The sequence below is a fragment of the Streptomyces sp. NPDC004732 genome (assembly GCF_040609235.1).
In the GTDB taxonomy this organism is placed as follows: domain Bacteria; phylum Actinomycetota; class Actinomycetes; order Streptomycetales; family Streptomycetaceae; genus Streptomyces.
In genome coordinates this window covers 154,035-170,952 of the sequence record NZ_JBEXJR010000015.1, presented here as the reverse complement: position 1 = coordinate 170,952, position 16,918 = coordinate 154,035, and the positions used below count along the sequence as shown (strand labels likewise).

Sequence of the window (16,918 nt, the reverse complement as noted above, 5' to 3'; positions counted from 1 at the left end):
CGTGCAGCGGCGGGATTTCTCAACTCTCGGTAAACGGATCGTAATCCAGAGTAAAGGTCTGGGAGGGATTTTTATGGCAAATGGGGCAATCAATCACTCCGATGAGTGAATAAGAAATTTAATCGGCTCGTCGGAACATCAGATTCCGGACACCGTGCGAGGTTCGGTCCGAACTGTCCCGACTTGCACGGAAGTAGGTGGGCGGAACATGGCCGCCACCCGGAGGATCACCGCGAGCCTGACCGCCCTCGTGGCGTGCGGAGCGGCACTGGCCGGCTGCGCCGACGGCAGCACCGGCGCGAAGGAAGGCGCCCAGGGCGCGAAGAAGGGGGCCGGTGCCCCCGCCCCCAAGAGCGCCGTCCGCATGATCGGTGACGGCTCCACGGCCTTCACCGGGAAACAGCCGAACCTGCCCAGACCCGCCCGCCTGAAGCCGGGCCAGAAGCCGCCGCAGTTCGTGGTCTTCTCCTGGGACGGGGCGGGCGAGGACAGTCAGAAGCTGTTCTCGCACTTCCGCAAGGTCGCCAAGCGGAACGACGCGACGATGACCTACTTCCTCAGCGGCGTGTACATGCTCCCGGAGGGCAAGCGGAGCCTCTACAAGCCGCCGCAGCACATGGCCGGAAGCTCGGACATCGGCTTCAACGACCGCAAGGGAATCAAGGACACCGTGGACCAGCTCCGCGGCGCCTGGCTCGAGGGCAACGAAGTCGGCACCCACTTCAACGGCCACTTCTGCGGCGCCGGCCGAGGGGTGGGCGAGTGGTCCGTCGAGGACTGGAAGAGCGAGATCAACCAGGCCAAGTCCTTTGTGAAGGCCTGGAAGACGAACACGGGCATGAAGAAGGCGCACCCCCTGCCCTTCGACTACGACAAGGAACTGGTCGGCGCCCGCACGCCCTGCCTCGAAGGCCAGAAGAACTTCATGCGCGCGGCCCGCGAGCTGGGCTTCCGCTACGACACCAGCGGCGTCAACAACCAGCTCTGGCCCAAGAAGAAGGAAGGGCTGTGGGACCTGTCGATGCAGCTCGTCCCGGTGCCGGGCCGCAAGTTCGAGACGCTCACCATGGACTACAACTTCATGGTCAACCAGTCCGGTTCGACCTCGCACGGCGACCCGTCCCAGCACGAGTACTGGGGCGATCAGATGCGTGACGGCCTGCTCCAGGGCTTCGACCGCGCCTATAAGGGAAACCGCGCGCCGCTGATCATCGGCAACCACTTCGAGTCCTGGAACGGCGGCACGTACATGCGCGCCATCGAGGAGACCATCGAAACGGTCTGCACCAAGCGCGACGTGCGCTGCGTCTCCTTCCGCCAACTCGCGGACTGGCTCGACGCGCAGGACCCGAAGGTGCTGGCGAAGCTGACCGGGCTGCCGGTCGGCAAGGCGCCGAAGGAAGGCTGGGCGGCATTCCTCTCCGCCCAGCCCGCCCCGGCCCCGAAGGGCGTCCCGGGCGCTCCGGCGGCCAAGCAGTAGCACCCGGCGGCCTGTTCAGGCCGTGGCGGTCATGCGCTCGCGCAGCACGAAGGCGGGGTCGACCTGGGCAGCCAGGTCGGCCCCCGTCCGCTCGTTGCCCCAACTCTGCGCGTTCTTCAGGTGGAAGTGGACCATCTGGCTCGTGTACCGCTCCCAGTCCCGGCGCTCGTACGAGGCGTCGACCGCCTTCTGCAGCGCCCGGAGGGAGCGGCGGTTCTCCTCCTCCAGGAGCTCGAAGCGGGGCGGGCGCCCCTTCTCCATGGCGCGCACCCAGTCCGAGTGCCCGACGGTCACCAGGAGGTCGTCGCCTACCTGCTCGCGCAGGAAGTCGATGTCGTCCTGGCCCTGCACCTTGTTGCCGACGACCGCGAGGCTCACGCCGAAGTCCCGGGCGTACTCCTTGTACTGGCGATAGACGGAGACCCCCTTCTTCGTCGGCTCGGCCACCAGGAACGTCATGTCGAAGCGGGTGAACATGCCGGAGGCGAAGGAGTCCGAGCCTGCGGTCATGTCCACGACCGCGTACTCGTCACGGCCGTCGACCAGGTGGTTCAGACAGAGCTCCACTGCTCCCGTCTTGGAGTGGTAGCAGGCGACACCGAGGTCGGCTTCGGTGAACTGCCCGGTGACCATCAAACGGACGGTGGCGTCGTCGAGTTCCACGGGCCGTGCGCACGCGTCGAACACCGGGTTCTCCTCGCGCACCCGCAGGAGCCGCGAGCCCTCACCGGGGGGCGTCGTCTTGATCATCGTGTCCGAGGAGGCGATCCGCGGATTGGAGCCCCGCAGGTAGTCCTTGATCAGAGGCAGCCGCGCGCCCAGGGCGGGCAGCTCGGCGGCCGCCGCCTCGTCGAGGCCCAGGGCGGGTCCCAGGTGCTGGTTGATGTCGGCGTCGACCGCGATGACGGGCGCGCCGGTGCTTGCGAGGTGACGGATGAAGAGCGAGGACAGCGTGGTCTTGCCGCTGCCGCCCTTCCCGACGAAAGCGATTTTCATAACCACGTAGCGTAGCGGCTCGATCACTCCGGGTGCGCCATGTGCGTGAAGAAGACCACTCCTTCGTGGAGGGGAGCCCGGAAGTACGTAGGGTCGTACTCATGAGTACGACAGCCGATCCCATTGCGGCCCTCGGGGCACTCCCCGGCGTGGCCGACTCAGTGGACTCCGTGCGCAAGGCCGTGGACCGGGTCTACGGACACCGGGTCATGCGACGCCGCAGCAACGAGATCACCTCCGAGGCGGCGCTGCGCGGTGCTCGGGGCTCCGCGGCGCTCTCCGGCGCCGAGTGGGCTCTCGAAGAGGTGCGTCGGCGCACCGACTTCAGCGGTGACGGCGAGGAGCGCACGGTCGGCGCGGCCCTGCGGCTGACCGCGGAGGCGGGCCAACTCCTGTCCATCTGGAGGCAGTCGCCGCTGCGGGTCCTGGCGCGCCTGCACCTGGTCGCCGCGGCCGACTCCGAGGAGGGTGCGGGCCGACCGCGTCTTGCGGGCGAGCCCGTCGACGAGCCGTTGGTCGAGCTTCCGCTGCCGGACGCGGACGAGGTGGCGGGCCGCCTGGAGGGCCTGTCGCAGCTGATCATCGCGGGCAGCGCGGCGCCTGCGCTGGTGACGGCGGCCGTCGTCCACGGCGAACTGATCAGCCTGCGCCCCTTCGGCTCGCACAACGGCCTGGTCGCGCGCGCGGCCGAGCGCATCGTCCTGGTGGGCAGCGGCCTCGACCCGAAGTCGGTCTGCCCGGCCGAGGCGGGATACGCGGAGCTGGGGCGGGCGGCCTATGTGGCGGCCCTCGACGGCTATGCGTCCGGCAGACCGGAGGGCATGGCGGCCTGGATCGCCCACTGTGGCAAGGCGGTCGAGCTCGGCGTCAGGGAGTCGACGGCGGTCTGTGAGGCGCTGCAGCGCGGCGCGGCGTGAGGGGCTGGCCGAAAAGGGCCTGAACAGGGTTGCGGCGGTACGGAATCCGTACCGCCGCTGGCATGTTCACCGGGTTACCAAGCGTCCTCGAAGTGTTGCCCATCAGGTCGGGACATTGCCCGTCACCTGGTGCGGCTGGCCCGTAATCGACGGGTCGACGTCGCGTGGGTGCTCGGTGTTCATGCTTCGGTCCGTGGGGCCTTTGCTGCGTTTGAAGGTGATCCTCTCGGATGTCCTTGGTCTCGCGGGCCGTTGACTCCTTTGTACTCCTGTCCTGGGATAAGCGGAAGTGCTGGCTGCACTTCTTTACTTTTAGGTTCAAACAGGAGCGAATCAGACAAGTCCGTCGGGCGGGTGCCAGATGGGCTTTCGGGGGCGTCGGGCCCGGTCAGCCGGTGGCCGCGCGGCGTCGGCTGGCGAACCAGACCAGACCCGCCGTGGCTGCCGCGGCGCCCACCGCGGCAGCGGCGACGAGGGCGGGCCTGGGCGGCGCGGGCAGGCGCTGCTTCAGGCGCACCGGACGGTGGAAGTCGAGGATCGGCCACGCGCGCGTGAGGGCCTCACGGCGCAGTGCGCGGTCCGGGTTGACCGCGAAGGGGTGCCCCACCGACTCCAGCATCGGCAGATCGGTCGCCGAGTCGCTGTAGGCGTAGCAGCGGTCGAGGTCGTACCCCTCCGACTGGGCGAGCTCCTTGACCGCCTCCGCCTTGGTGGGGCCGTACGCGTAGTACTCCACCTCGCCCGTGAAGCATCCGTCGTCCCCGACCACCATGCGGGTCGCCACCACCCGGTCCGCGCCGAGGAGCTCCCCGATCGGCTCGACGACCTCGGCACCCGACGTGGAGACGATGACGACGTCGCGGCCCGCGGTGTGGTGCTCCTCGATGAGGGACGCCGCCTCGTCGTAGATGATCGGGTCGATGAGGTCGTGCAGCGTCTCGGCGACGATCTCTTTGACCTGTTCCACGTTCCACCCGCGGCACAGCGCGGACAGGTAGGAACGCATCCGTTCCATCTGGTCGTGGTCGGCGCCGCCCGCGAGGAACACGAACTGCGCGTACGCAGTGCGCAGTACCGCTCTGCGGTTGATCAGGCCGCCTTGGTAGAACGACTTGCTGAAGGTGAGAGTGCTCGACTTCGCAATGACCGTCTTGTCCAGGTCAAAGAACGCGGCAGTGCGGGGCAAGGAGTGGTTTTCCACGAGCCCGAGCATAGGCGCCCACCATTCGGCGTAAGCTGAGGCGCGTGGGTTTGCCTGAGAAGGCTCTCGGGTACACCATGGAAGTCACGGATCGTTCGCGACCGTGCTAACCCGGTCTGGCTCCTCCCCCCCCGAGTCGGACCGTGGGGACGACCCCCGCTCTCCCCCCCGGCGGGGGTCGTCGCATGTCCGGATGGGTTTTTGAACCCTCCGCTGATCCTCTTCCGGCCCTTGAGCCGTTCTCATCCCCTTCTCGACCTTCTCGCGCCCTGCCCAAGATCCGTCACGGAGCGTAGTCGTAGGGCTGCTCTGTGGAAGTCAGCGTGAAGGCAGTGCGATGTCACCGGTATGGGTGATGGAGATATTCACAGGCGCCGTCTTGTCCACAGTTATTGACCAAGATCCACATGTTTTCCGGCGCCGCCGCACGCTGATTCCGCCCGTTCCACTCGCGAAGTTCATGGCCGGATTGCTTTGCCGGTTCTTCGCGGATGACGAGCGCGGCATTCACAGGAGTCATGTGCCAAGAGGGGGACGGGGATCGTGGGCGGAGTCATTTCGAGTGACGTGGCCGCGCAGGCCGAGGGGCGGCAGGGCGGACCGCTGATCGTCACGGAGGACGTGGAGCTGCTGGATGACCTGCTGCGGCTGTGCGCCGCGGCGGGAGCGCTGCCCGAGGTGCACCACGGAGGGCCCGAGCGCAGGAGGAGCTGGGACACCGCCCCGCTCGTCCTGGTCGGGGACGACGCGGCGGACCGGGTGCGCGGAGCCGTGCGGCGGCGCGGAGTCGTGCTGGTGGGGCGGGATCAGGACGATCCCGGTGTCTGGCAGCGGGCGGTGGAGATCGGCGCCGATCACGTGCTGGTCCTGCCGGACGGCGAGCAGTGGCTCGTGGACCGCATCGCCGATGTGGCCGAGGGCGTGGGCCGCCCCGCGCTCACCGTCGGGGTCATCGGCGGCCGCGGCGGCGCCGGGGCCTCCACCCTGGCCTGCGCCCTCGCCGTCACGGCGGCCAGGGAGGGGCGGCGCACGATGCTCGTCGACGCGGACCCGCTGGGCGGCGGCCTCGACATCCTCCTCGGCGCCGAGAGCACCGAAGGGCTCCGCTGGCCTGCCTTCGCCGCTTCGCGGGGCAGGGTCGGCGGAGGCGCGCTCGAGGAGTCGCTGCCACACGTCCATGCGCTGCGGATCCTGAGCTGGGACCGGGGAGAGGCGGTCGCGGTCGCCCCCGAAGCGGTGCGGGCGGTCGTCGCGGCGGCCCGCAGGCGCGGCGGCGCGGTGGTCGTCGACCTGCCCCGCCGGGTGGACGAGGCGGTCGCCGAGGCGCTGGCCCAAGTGGACCTGGGGCTCCTCGTGGTGCCCGCGGAGCTGCGGGCGGTCGCGGGGGCACGCCGCGTGGCCTCGGCTGCGGGCATGGCGCTGCGGGACCTGCGGGTCGTCGCGGCGCGGGGTCCGGCACCCGGCGGGCTCGACCCCGAGGAGGTCGGGGGACTGCTCGGACTGCCGCTGGCCGGTGAAGTGCCCTGGGAGCCGGGGCTTGCGGCGGCGCAGGCCGCGGGATCGCCGCCGGGGGGCGCCGCACGCGGGCCGCTCGCACGGTTCTGCACCGCGTTCTGGAGCCGCCTGCCGGCCGACGCCGTGGGAGGGGGCGTATGAGCGCGGTGGTCGGGGCCCGGATGCTGGACGGAGTGCGGCAGTGGCTCGCGGAGAGCGGCACGGAGCCGACCCCCGCCCGGGTCGCCGAAGCGCTGCGGGCCCAGGGCCGGGTGCTCGGTGACACCGAGATCCTCGGCGCGGCGGCACAGCTGCGCTCCGAGTTGGTCGGGGCGGGCCCTCTGGAGCCGCTGCTCGCGGATGCCTCCGTGACCGACGTGCTGGTCTCCGCGCCCGACCGGGTCTGGGTGGACCGGGGCGGCGGCCTGGAGCTCACGGGCATCACGTTCCCGGACGCGGCCGCGCTGCGTCGGCTCGCGCAGCGCCTCGCGGCCGTGGCGGGCCGCCGCCTCGACGACGCGCGACCCTGGGTGGACGCACGCCTCCCGGACGGCACCCGCCTGCATGCGGTCCTGCCGCCGGTGGCGGTCGGCTCGACCTGCCTCTCCCTGCGGGTCGTGCGCCCCAGGGCCTTCACCCTCGCGGAGCTGGTCGAGGCGGGCACCATCCCGCCCGGCGGTGATCGGATCCTGCGGGCCCTGCTCGACGCCCGCCTGTCCTTCCTGATCAGCGGCGGCACCGGCACCGGAAAGACGACGCTGCTGAGCGCGCTGCTGGGCCTGGTGGGCCCGAGGGAGCGGATCGTGCTGGCCGAGGACTCCGCGGAGCTGAAGCCCGAGCACCCGCACGTGGTGCGTCTGGAGTCCAGGCCCGCGAACCAGGAGGGGGCTGGCCTGGTCGGCCTGGACGACCTGGTGCGCCAGGCCCTGCGGATGCGTCCGGACCGCCTGGTCGTGGGCGAGGTGCGGGGCGCGGAGGTGGTGCACCTGCTGGCCGCGCTGAACACGGGACACGAGGGAGGCTGCGGCACGGTCCATGCCAACGCCGCAGGGGACGTGCCCGCCCGCCTGGAGGCCCTGGGCACGACCGCGGGTCTCGACCGGGCAGCCCTGCACAGCCAGTTGGCGGCCGCCTTGTCGGTGGTGATCCATCTCGTACGCGACCGGACGGGCCGCCGCCGCATGGCGGAGGTGCACGTCCTGGAGCGAGCCGCCTCAGGCCTGGTGGTGACGGTACCGGCGCTGAGATGGGGCGAGCGGGCCTTCACCCAGGAGCAGGGCTGGAACCACCTGAACACCCTGCTCACGTCCGGAGACGGGGGCGAGGACCGATGATGACCACCGCCCTATGGACAGCGGGGACGGCGATGTGTGCCGGAAGCGCAGCCTGGCTGATGGCCCGACGGAACCACGAAGCCCACCGCTCACAAAAGCTCTTCGCACCTCACACACACCAGCCGCCCCGAGCCTCGCCCTGGCACAGGCTGATCGAAGCGATCCACGGCCGGTTGCGCCCTGAATGGTGGTGCCTGGTGGCCGGGTTGGCGGTGGCGCTGCTGGGGGAGTCCGTGGTGCCGCTCGTCGTGGGCGCGGCCGGGGTGCCGTTGGCGGCGCGGGTGCGGCGGGCCCGGGAGGCGCGCGGGGACCGGGAGCGGCGTGGCGACGCGGTGATCGCACTGTGCGGGGAGCTCGCGGGTGAGGTGCGGGCGGGACGTCAGCCCGGGGAGGCGCTGCGACTGACTCTCCGCGAGCCCGTCGACGCAGGTGTCGGCCCCGGAACCGCCCGGAGCGCGGTGCTGGCGGCGGCGCGGTTCGGAGGAGACGTGCCGGAGGCGCTGCGGGCGGCGGCCCAAGAGCCGGGTGCTGAGGGCTTGCGGGGGCTGGCGGCGTGCTGGCGCGTCGCGGTGGACCGAGGCGCGGGCCTGGCCGCGGGCCTGGAGCGACTGGAGGGCGCACTGCGCTCCGAGCGGGACCAACGCGCCGACCTGAGAGCCCAGTTGGCAGGCGCCCGGTCGACCGCCGTGATGCTGGCGGCCCTCCCCTTGCTGGGCCTGCTGATGGGCGGCGCGCTGGGCGCGGACCCGCTGCGCGTGCTGCTCCACACCGGCCCGGGACTGACATGCCTCGCGGCGGGCGGAGTCCTGGAGGGCGTCGGGGCGTGGTGGGCGCTGCGCATCATGCGCGGGGCGGAGGAGCGATGAACGTTGTCCACAGGCTGGGGGTGATCGTGTGGGTATCGGCGGCCCTGCTCTGGCTGGCACTGACGGCGCTGGCAGCCCGAAGGGAAAGAGCACAGCGACAGCGCGCAGAAAGCGCCCTGCCCACGACAAGGCCCCCAGCACACCACCCCAGAAAACCATGGCCGAACCGCCTCGGGGGCAAACGGGACTGGCTCCTGGCATCCGGCACGGCGAGCGCCACCTACGCACTGCTCACCGGCCTGCTCGGCGCGCTGACAGCGGCGGCCGTCGGATACCTGACCTGGCGCCACTTCCACCGGAAGCACGCGACCCCGCAAAGCCAGGAGCCCACGAACGAGTCAGCACGAGAAGCGGCAAGCCAACTCCCCCTGGCGGCAGATCTCCTGGCGGCCTGCATCGCATCCGGGGCGAGCCCCATGGCGGCGGCCCAGGCGGTAGGGGAGTCCTTGCGGGGCCCGATCGGCGCGCGCCTGTCACACGGGGCGGCAGAGGTACGCCTGGGCGGCGAATGCTCATACGCATGGCGCCAGTTGGGCGCGATCCAAGGCGCCGCACCCCTGGCCCGCCTCCTGGAGCGCGCGGGGGACTCCGGCGCGCCGACCGCGGACCCGGTGGCCCGCCTGGCCGCGGACGCGAGGGCGGAGCGCGCCAGAGCGGCGACGGCCGGAGCACGCCGAGCAGCGGTCCTGATGACGGCCCCGGTGGGTCTGTGCTTCCTACCGGCGTTCGTGGCGGTCGGGGTGCTGCCGGTGGTGATGGGTCTGGCAGAGGGCTTGCTGAGCACGGGCTGACGAAGAGCAAGGCAGAGCACGGGCCGGGACCGAGAAGAACCCAACAACGGAGGTAGCAATGCGGGGGCGAATGATGCGAGGGCTGCGCGGTCTGAGGCGACGGGCGAGTGCGCTGGACCGGGATGCAGGGATGGTCACGTCCGAGTACGCCATGGGCTTGATCGCGGCGGTGGGTTTCGCCGGCTTGCTCTACAAGGTGGTGACGAGCGGGCAGGTCAAGGCGGCGCTGCAGGCGCTGGTGGAGAAGGCACTCGATGTCCCGTTCTGAGGCAGAGCGAAAGCGACATCGCACCGGTCTCCAAACCCCCTTCTCAGACCGGGGTTTCGTGACGGCGGAGGCGGCCGCGGTGCTGCCAACACTAATGCTCTTCACCATGGCGCTGCTCTGGACGCTGCTGGCGGCGTCCGCGCAGATCCAGTGCGTGGACGCGGCCAGGGCCGGTGCGCGGGCGGCGGCCCGACAGGACCCGGACGACGCGGCCGCGGCTGCGGCACGGCAGGCAGCGCCGCGCGGGGCACACGTGTCCGTGCGGCGCGAGGGCGACCTGGTGCGGGTCGAGGTGGTGGCGGATGCGCCGGGCCCCGAGGTGCTGGGCCTGGGCCTGCGCCTGCGGTCCGAAGCGGTGGCGCTGGCCGAGGAGACGGTGGGGGTGGCCGTATGAGAGCCGCCGGGTGGCGAGGTGCGGGCCGCGATCGGGGGGCCGCCACGGTGTGGGTGGTCGTCGCGATGGCCGTACTCGGCGTGATCTGCGGCGCGGTGCTGGCGATGACTCAGGTCGTCGTGGCCCGGCACCGGGCGGGCGGCGCGGCGGACCTGGCGGCACTCGCGGCGGCGGACCGATGGCCGACGGGCTCCACGGAGGCGTGCGCGGGGGCTGTGCGGGTGGCTGAGGCGCAGGGGGCGCGGGTCCTGCGGTGCGCGGTGCGGGGCGAGCTCTCCGAGGTCACGGCCGCGTCCTCTGCGGGCCCCTTCACCGCGACGGTCAGCGCGCGGGCGGGCCCGGCAACGTCACGAGTGGCTCTGCGCCGTCCGGCAGAGGTAGGAGCCCAAGCCCGCCGCTTCGCGGCGGATGTGCCCCACCCACGACCGGGGCGCCCCCGCGCCGTCCGGCAGAGGTAGGAGCCCACCAAGCCCGCCGCTTCGCGGCGGATGTTCCCCACCCACCCACCCACCCGTTTGCCCCGCAACGTCCAGCGGGAGTAGGGGCCCGAGGTCGCCCCCCACCGGGCCGCAGCCGCGTACGAGACGGGAGGGGACGTGGGGGTATGTGCGCACGGAGCACCGAGCACACCCTGACGGCTAGAAGGTCTTCATGCGTGGCGTAGGGATAGCGAGTACGTACATACCCCCGCGGCCCCGCACCACCGGACCGCAGCAGGCGCAGACCCCCGCCAGACACCACCTACGCCCCCACCCCCGCATCCCGCAACAAAACCGAAAGGAGCCGCACAGCCCCCCGCTTGTGCAGGGGATCGTTGCCATTGCCGCACTTGGGGGACTGGATGCATGACGGGCATCCCGCCTCGCACTCGCAGGACGCGATCGCCTGGCGCGTGGCCGTCAGCCACTCCCGAGCCGTGTGGAAGGCCCGCTCGGCGAAGCCCGCCCCGCCGGGGTGGCCGTCGTACACGAAGACCGTGGGAAGGAGCGTGTCCGGGTGCAGCGGCACGGAGACGCCGCCGATGTCCCACCGGTCGCACGTGGCGAAGAGCGGAAGCATGCCGATGGACGCGTGTTCGGCGGCGTGCAGCGCACCGCCGAGGATCTCGGGATTGATGCGCGCGGCGTCGAGCTGGTCCTCGGTCACCGTCCACCACACCGCGCGCGTACGGAGCGTACGAGGAGGGAGGTCCAGCTTGGTCTCGCCGAGGACCTCGCCGGTGATGACTCGACGACGCAGGAAGGAGACGACTTGGTTGGTGACTTCGACGGAGCCGTAGCAGAGCCGCCCCGCGCCCCACGGAATCTCGGTGTCCGTCTCCAGGATGGAGATCGCAGTCGTGTCGCGCGCGGTCGTCGAGTAGGGCGGCGAGGCCTCCTCGACGAGGGCCACCGAGTCCTCCAGGTCGAGTTGGCGCACGAGATACGTGAGCCCCTGGTGGAGATGGACCGCGCCTTCGTGCACGGTCGTGTGCGCGGCGGACGCGTCGACCGTGCCGAGCAGTCGGCCCGTGCCCTCCTCGACGATCTGGACGGGCTTGCCGCCCTCGCCGCGGATGTCGGTGAGGTCGGCGGCCCGCTCCCGGCGGGTCCAGTGCCAGGACTTCGTGCGGCGGCGGAGCAGCTTGGCGGCTTCCAGCTGAGGGAGGAGGTCTTCGGTGGCGGGCCCGAAAAGAGCCAAGTCTTCCTCGACCAAGGGAAGTTCGGAGGCGGCGGCGCAGAGGTGGGGCGCGAGGACGTACGGGTTGTCGGGGTCGAGGACCGTGGATTCGACGGGCTGCTGGAACAGCGCTTCGGGGTGGTGGACGAGATACGTGTCCAGCGGATCGTCCCGGGCGACGAGGACGGCCAGCGCGCCCTGCGCCGACCGCCCGGCCCGTCCGGCCTGCTGCCAGAGCGAGGCCCGCGTCCCCGGGTAACCGGCGATGACGACCGCGTCCAACCCCGAGACGTCCACGCCGAGTTCGAGGGCGGTGGTGGCGGCGAGGCCGAGGAGTTCGCCGGAGTGCAGGGCGCGCTCCAGGGCGCGGCGCTCCTCCGGGAGGTAGCCGCCGCGATAGGCGGCGACGCGGCGGGGGAGGGAGCGGTCGACCTCGGCGAGGCGTTCCTGGGCGATCACGGCGATCAGTTCGGCGCCGCGCCGGGAGCGTACGAAGGCGACCGAGCGGACTCCTTGGACGGTGAGATCGGTGAGGAGGTCGGCGGTCTCGGCGGTGGCTGTGCGGCGGACCGGGGCGCCCTTCTCGCCGTGGAGTTCGGTGAGCGGGGGTTCCCAGAGGGCGAAGACGAGGTCGCCGCGGGGTGAGGCGTCGTCGGCGACCTCCTTCACGGGGAGGCCGGTGAGACGCTCCGCGGACGCCGCGGGATCGGCGCAGGTGGCGGAGGCGAGGAGGAAGACGGGCTCGGAGCCGTAGCGGGCGCAGAGGCGGCGCAGGCGGCGCAGGACCTGGGCGACGTGGGAGCCGAAAACGCCGCGGTAGGTGTGGCATTCGTCGATGACGACGTAGCGCAGGGAGCGCAGGAAGGAGGACCAGCGCGGGTGGGAGGGGAGTATTCCGCGGTGCAGCATGTCGGGGTTGGTCAGGACGTAATTGGCGTACTGCCGGACCCACTCGCGTTCCTCGAAGGGGGTGTCGCCGTCGTAGACGGCGGGGCGCACCGCGTTGCCGAGTGGGGCCGCGAGCTCGCGGACGGCACGGCGCTGGTCGGCGGCGAGGGCCTTCGTGGGGGCGAGGTACAGGGCGGTGGTGCCGCGGCCGTTGGGCGCTTCTGAGCCGTCCAGGAGGGCGGAGAGGACCGGGGTGAGGTAGGCCAGGGACTTGCCGGATGCGGTGCCGGTGGCGACGACCACGGACTCCCCGTCCAGGGCGTGCTCGGCGGCCAGCGCCTGATGGGCCCAGGGGTGCTCGATGCCCGCGGCCTGGACGGCGGATATGACCTCGGATCGGATGCGGTCGGGCCAGACTGCATACCGGGCCTCACGTGGGGGCAGGTGCTCCGTATGAGTGACGCGCGATGCACGGCTCGGCCCCGCGGTGAGCCGGTCAAGAACGGTCCGCGGGGACGTGCGTGCCGGGGCGCCCGAAGAGGGTCCTCCGGGAGGAGAAATTTTGGCCATCGGCACCGAGTGTGTCACTGGCGGGATGGACAATGGTCCGAAGGCGTCGTGCACGCCTGCCGGTAAGTGATTGAATGCCATCGCGGCTGGCGATCCGTCCTGGGGGCTCTGCCGAGGTGTCCCGAGGGATGACCGCTCGATAGCAAGGTGCTGGAGGATCCGTGGACCTGTCCCTGTCGACCCGTACCGTCGGCGATCGTACGGTCGTCGAGGTCGGTGGCGAAATCGATGTTTATACCGCGCCCAAGCTGCGCGAGCAGTTGGTCGAGCTGGTGAACGACGGCAGTTTTCATCTTGTCGTCGACATGGAGGGCGTGGACTTCCTCGACTCCACCGGGCTCGGCGTGCTGGTCGGCGGCCTGAAGCGGGTGCGTGCCCATGAGGGCTCGCTGCGCCTGGTCTGCAACCAGGAGCGCATTCTCAAGATCTTCCGTATCACCGGCCTGACCAAGGTGTTCCCCATTCACACCTCGGTCGAGGAAGCGGTCGCTGCCACCGACTGAGTGGCCAACGGCTGGATGTCGACCGACTGAGCGGCCACCGACTCCGGGTCGCCACCGATCAGGTGGCGGCCGTGCGTCGGCCGACCGGCAGCCGGACCTCCCGGGCTCCGTGCCCGGGACGGCAGTACAGCAGGGGACCGGGCCTGCGGCCCGGCCCCCTGACAGCACGTGCGTTTGTCGAGGGGGATGCATGGCCACCGTTGAGCTCCGCTTCAGCGCGCTGCCCGAGCACGTCAGGACCGCCCGTCTGGTGGCGGCCGCGGTGGCGCGCAGGGCCGGGGTGGACGAGGCCGTTCTCGACGAGGTCAGGCTCGCGGTCGGCGAGGCCTGCACGCGCGCCGTCGGGCTGCATCAGAGCAACGGAGTGACGGCGCCGGTGCGGGTGGCGCTGATCGAGGACGAGAAGCAGTTCTCCATCGAGGTCGGCGACGAGGCCCCCCGTGTGGCGCCCGGTGACCGGGCGCCCGGCTCACGTCTCGACGACGGTGAAGAGGCGGAGGCCGAGGGCGAGGACGAGATGGGCCTCGCGGTCATCAGCGGCCTCGTGGACGACGTGGAGGTCACGGCAGGCGAGGCCGGCGGCCTGATCCGCATGAGCTGGCCGACGACGCCGGCGCCCCTCGTGCCCTGAAGCTCCGCCCCGCTCCACGACTCACCGCCTCACGGCTCCCGCCGCACAGCACCTCGCTCTGCGGCATCCCGCCCCGTCCCGTGGCGTCCCGCTTCCCGTTCCAGGACTTCCCGTTCCGCGACTTCGCGCCCCGCGGCTCCGGCCCCGACGTGTCCCGTTCCGTCCCGGCCCACCCTCCGGCGTACGCCCTTCGGCGCTGCCCGCCCCGCCGCCCCGACAGGCCCCGTCACCACCGCGGTGAACTGGGCCTTTTCTTTTTCTGATCATTTATGGACCTAGATCGACGATCTGCCGTCAACGGTTTTGAGGCATTACCGCTTTCGGGGCCAATCCCTGCGCGCGATCATTTGCTGGGAAGCAATCTCAGGTCAATTCCGTTTGTGGCGCTCTGTTTTGATCAGGTTCCGCTCCCTACAATCCGTCCACATCTTGAGCTCAGCCCCAGCGTCAAGGAGGACGAATGGCGGGGCTTTCTACCCCTCATCAGTTTGACCATCCCTCAACCTTCGCAGCCGCAGTCCTGACAGACGACAACCGTCTCATCGTGATGGTGATCGCGGCCGTCGCGCTCGCGGCGCTCGTCGTCGCAGGTGTGCTCGTACGACAAGTACTCGCGGCAGGCGAGGGCACCGACAGCATGAAGAAGATCGCGGCAGCGGTCCAGGAAGGCGCGAATGCCTATCTGGGTCGGCAGATGCGCACTCTCGGCGCATTCGCCGTCGTGGTGTTCTTCCTGCTCATGCTGCTGCCCGCGGACGACTGGAATCAGCGCGCCGGAAGATCGATCTTCTTCTTGATCGGAGCGGCGTTCTCGGCGACCACCGGCTATATCGGTATGTGGCTCGCCGTACGCAGCAATGTGCGCGTCGCAGCCGCCGCCCGAGAGGCCACTCCGGCAGAAGGTGAACCCGAAAAGGATCTCACCGATGTCTCGCACAAGGCCATGAAGATCGCTTTCCGCACGGGCGGCGTCGTCGGCATGTTCACGGTGGGGCTCGGTCTTCTGGGCGCCTCCTGTGTGGTGCTCGTCTACGCGGCCGACGCGCCGAAGGTGCTCGAAGGCTTCGGCCTCGGCGCCGCGCTGATCGCGATGTTCATGCGTGTCGGCGGCGGCATCTTCACCAAGGCCGCCGACGTCGGCGCCGACCTGGTCGGCAAGGTCGAGCAGGGCATTCCGGAGGACGATCCGCGCAATGCCGCGACCATCGCCGACAACGTGGGCGACAACGTCGGCGACTGCGCCGGTATGGCCGCCGACCTCTTCGAGTCGTATGCCGTGACGCTCGTCGCCGCGCTGATCCTCGGCAAGGTGGCGTTCGGTGACTCCGGGCTCGCCTTCCCGCTGCTCGTTCCGGCCATCGGCGTCGTGACGGCGATGATCGGCATCTTCGCGGTGGCGCCCCGGCGCTCCGACCGCAGCGGGATGAGCGCCATCAACCGCGGATTCTTCATCTCCGCGGTCATCTCGCTCGCCCTCGTGGCCGTGGCGGTCTTCGTCTACCTGCCGTCCACGTACGCCGACCTGGACGGTGTCACGGACGCGGCGATCAAGGGCCACGACGGCGATCCGCGGATCCTCGCGCTCGTCGCCGTAGCCATCGGCATCGTGATGGCCGCGCTGATCCAGCAGCTCACCGGCTACTTCACCGAGACCAACCGGCGTCCCGTGCGGGACATCGGCAAGACCTCGCTCACCGGCCCGGCCACCGTCGTCCTCGCCGGTATCTCCATCGGTCTGGAATCGGCCGTCTACACCGCGCTGCTGATCGGGCTCGGCGTGTACGGGGCGTTCCTGCTCGGCGGCACGTCGATCATGCTCGCCCTCTTCGCGGTGGCGCTCGCCGGTACCGGCCTGCTCACCACGGTCGGCGTCATCGTCGCCATGGACACCTTCGGTCCCGTCTCCGACAACGCGCAGGGCATCGCCGAGATGTCCGGTGACGTCGAGGGCGCGGGCGCGCAGGTGCTCACCGACCTGGACGCCGTCGGCAACACCACCAAGGCCATCACCAAGGGCATCGCCATCGCGACCGCGGTCCTCGCGGCGTCGGCGCTCTTCGGGTCGTATCGCGACGCCATCGCGACCGCGGCCAAGGACGTCGGCGAGAAGATGGGCGACGGCGCCCCGATGAATCTCGTGATGGACATCTCGCAGCCCAACAACCTGGTGGGCCTGATCCTCGGCGCCGCGGTCGTCTTCCTCTTCTCGGGGCTTGCGATCAACGCGGTGTCGCGGTCGGCGGGCGCCGTGGTCTACGAGGTGCGGCGGCAGTTCCGCGAGCACCCCGGGATCATGGACTACAGCGAGGAACCGGAGTACGGACGCGTCGTCGACATCTGCACCAAGGACGCGCTGCGCGAGCTGGCCACACCGGGTCTGCTCGCCGTGCTCACGCCGATCGCGGTCGGCTTCTCGCTCGGCGTCGGCGCGCTCGGCTCGTTCCTGGCGGGCGCGATCGGCACGGGCACGCTCATGGCGGTCTTCCTCGCCAACTCCGGTGGTGCCTGGGACAACGCCAAGAAGCTCGTCGAGGACGGGCACCACGGCGGCAAGGGCAGCGAGGCGCATGCCGCGACCGTCATCGGTGACACGGTCGGCGACCCGTTCAAGGACACCGCGGGTCCCGCGATCAACCCCCTGCTGAAGGTGATGAACCTGGTGGCGCTGCTCATTGCGCCCGCGGTCGTCAAGTTCAGCTATGGGGACGACGCCAGTGTCGGAATGCGGGTGCTGATCGCGGCGCTCTCCATGGCGGTCATCATCGGCGCGGTCTACGTCTCCAAGCGGCGCGGCATCGCCGTCGGGGACGAGGGCAACTCCGAGCGGGTGGCCAAACCGGCCGACCCGGCGGTGGTCTCGTGACCGGCCCCCGATGACCGGGTGGCCGGGTGACCGGTTGACCCGGTGATTCGGTTACTCCGAGTC

General features: G+C 70.7%; 15 protein-coding genes. 12 read left to right on the top strand and 3 right to left on the bottom strand.

The window, feature by feature from the left end:
• The first annotated feature begins 208 nt into the window (after positions 1 to 208).
• On the top strand, positions 209 to 1,480 hold the full coding sequence (locus ABZV77_RS35715) for a hypothetical protein (protein WP_356266330.1): 1,272 nt from the start codon (positions 209 to 211) through the stop codon (positions 1,478 to 1,480).
• 15 nt (positions 1,481 to 1,495) lie between these two features.
• Here ABZV77_RS35715 and ABZV77_RS35710 read toward each other — a convergent pair whose 3' ends face one another.
• Positions 1,496 to 2,476, bottom strand: coding sequence for an ATP-binding protein (locus ABZV77_RS35710; protein ID WP_356266329.1), 981 nt, complete (start codon positions 2,474 to 2,476; stop codon positions 1,496 to 1,498).
• 101 nt (positions 2,477 to 2,577) lie between these two features.
• On the opposite strand from ABZV77_RS35710, the gene ABZV77_RS35705 reads away from it, so the two are divergent.
• Positions 2,578 to 3,393 (top strand): oxidoreductase, encoded by an 816-nt coding sequence (locus tag ABZV77_RS35705; protein ID WP_356266327.1) that lies wholly within the window; start codon positions 2,578 to 2,580, stop codon positions 3,391 to 3,393.
• A 388-nt stretch (positions 3,394 to 3,781) separates the two neighbouring features.
• Here the strand turns inward: ABZV77_RS35705 and ABZV77_RS35700 are convergent, their stop codons facing one another.
• Positions 3,782 to 4,606 carry an HAD-IB family hydrolase gene (locus ABZV77_RS35700; RefSeq protein WP_306332732.1) on the bottom strand — a complete coding sequence of 275 codons (825 nt, stop codon included), beginning with the start codon at positions 4,604 to 4,606 and terminating at the stop codon, positions 3,782 to 3,784.
• Between the two features lie 531 nt (positions 4,607 to 5,137).
• Here ABZV77_RS35700 and ssd point away from each other — a divergent pair.
• Genes ssd through ABZV77_RS35665 form a run of 7 tightly spaced genes read left to right on the top strand, consistent with a single transcriptional unit; the run spans position 5,138 to position 10,199 of the window.
• Positions 5,138 to 6,250: a septum site-determining protein Ssd gene (gene ssd, locus ABZV77_RS35695; RefSeq protein ID WP_356266325.1), complete on the top strand. Its 1,113-nt coding sequence runs from the start codon at positions 5,138 to 5,140 to the stop codon at positions 6,248 to 6,250.
• Positions 6,247 to 7,422, top strand: coding sequence for a TadA family conjugal transfer-associated ATPase (locus ABZV77_RS35690; RefSeq protein WP_356266323.1), 1,176 nt, complete (start codon positions 6,247 to 6,249; stop codon positions 7,420 to 7,422). Before ssd ends, ABZV77_RS35690 begins: the two co-directional genes overlap by 4 nt.
• On the top strand, positions 7,422 to 8,288 hold the full coding sequence (locus tag ABZV77_RS35685; RefSeq protein WP_356266321.1) for a type II secretion system F family protein: 867 nt from the start codon (positions 7,422 to 7,424) through the stop codon (positions 8,286 to 8,288). Before ABZV77_RS35690 ends, ABZV77_RS35685 begins: the two co-directional genes overlap by 1 nt.
• Entirely contained in the window at positions 8,285 to 9,079 is a 795-nt protein-coding gene (locus ABZV77_RS35680) for a type II secretion system F family protein (RefSeq protein ID WP_356266319.1), read from the top strand. The genes ABZV77_RS35685 and ABZV77_RS35680 overlap by 4 nt, the downstream gene beginning before the upstream one ends.
• Positions 9,080 to 9,137: 58 nt before the next feature.
• Positions 9,138 to 9,347 (top strand): DUF4244 domain-containing protein, encoded by a 210-nt coding sequence (locus tag ABZV77_RS35675; RefSeq protein WP_356266317.1) that lies wholly within the window; start codon positions 9,138 to 9,140, stop codon positions 9,345 to 9,347.
• The gene (locus tag ABZV77_RS35670) at positions 9,334 to 9,741 is read left to right on the top strand and encodes a TadE family type IV pilus minor pilin (protein ID WP_356266315.1); all 408 of its coding nucleotides are present in this window, start codon (positions 9,334 to 9,336) and stop codon (positions 9,739 to 9,741) included. The genes ABZV77_RS35675 and ABZV77_RS35670 overlap by 14 nt, the downstream gene beginning before the upstream one ends.
• Positions 9,738 to 10,199, top strand: a complete 462-nt coding sequence (locus ABZV77_RS35665) for an Rv3654c family TadE-like protein (protein WP_356266313.1) — start codon at positions 9,738 to 9,740, stop codon at positions 10,197 to 10,199. Before ABZV77_RS35670 ends, ABZV77_RS35665 begins: the two co-directional genes overlap by 4 nt.
• Before the next feature lie 283 nt (positions 10,200 to 10,482).
• Here ABZV77_RS35665 and ABZV77_RS35660 read toward each other — a convergent pair whose 3' ends face one another.
• Complete coding sequence (locus tag ABZV77_RS35660; RefSeq protein WP_356266311.1) at positions 10,483 to 12,939, bottom strand: DEAD/DEAH box helicase; 2,457 nt, start codon at positions 12,937 to 12,939, stop codon at positions 10,483 to 10,485.
• Between the two features lie 80 nt (positions 12,940 to 13,019).
• Here ABZV77_RS35660 and bldG point away from each other — a divergent pair, with 80 nt between their 5' ends.
• From bldG to ABZV77_RS35645, 3 genes are all read left to right on the top strand, one after another.
• Positions 13,020 to 13,361, top strand: a complete 342-nt coding sequence (bldG, locus tag ABZV77_RS35655) for an anti-sigma factor antagonist BldG (protein ID WP_003975386.1) — start codon at positions 13,020 to 13,022, stop codon at positions 13,359 to 13,361.
• 190 nt (positions 13,362 to 13,551) lie between these two features.
• Positions 13,552 to 13,992 (top strand): ATP-binding protein, encoded by a 441-nt coding sequence (locus tag ABZV77_RS35650; protein WP_356266309.1) that lies wholly within the window; start codon positions 13,552 to 13,554, stop codon positions 13,990 to 13,992.
• A 460-nt stretch (positions 13,993 to 14,452) separates the two neighbouring features.
• Entirely contained in the window at positions 14,453 to 16,855 is a 2,403-nt protein-coding gene (locus tag ABZV77_RS35645) for a sodium-translocating pyrophosphatase (protein ID WP_356266305.1), read from the top strand.
• Positions 16,856 to 16,918 lie beyond the last annotated feature (63 nt).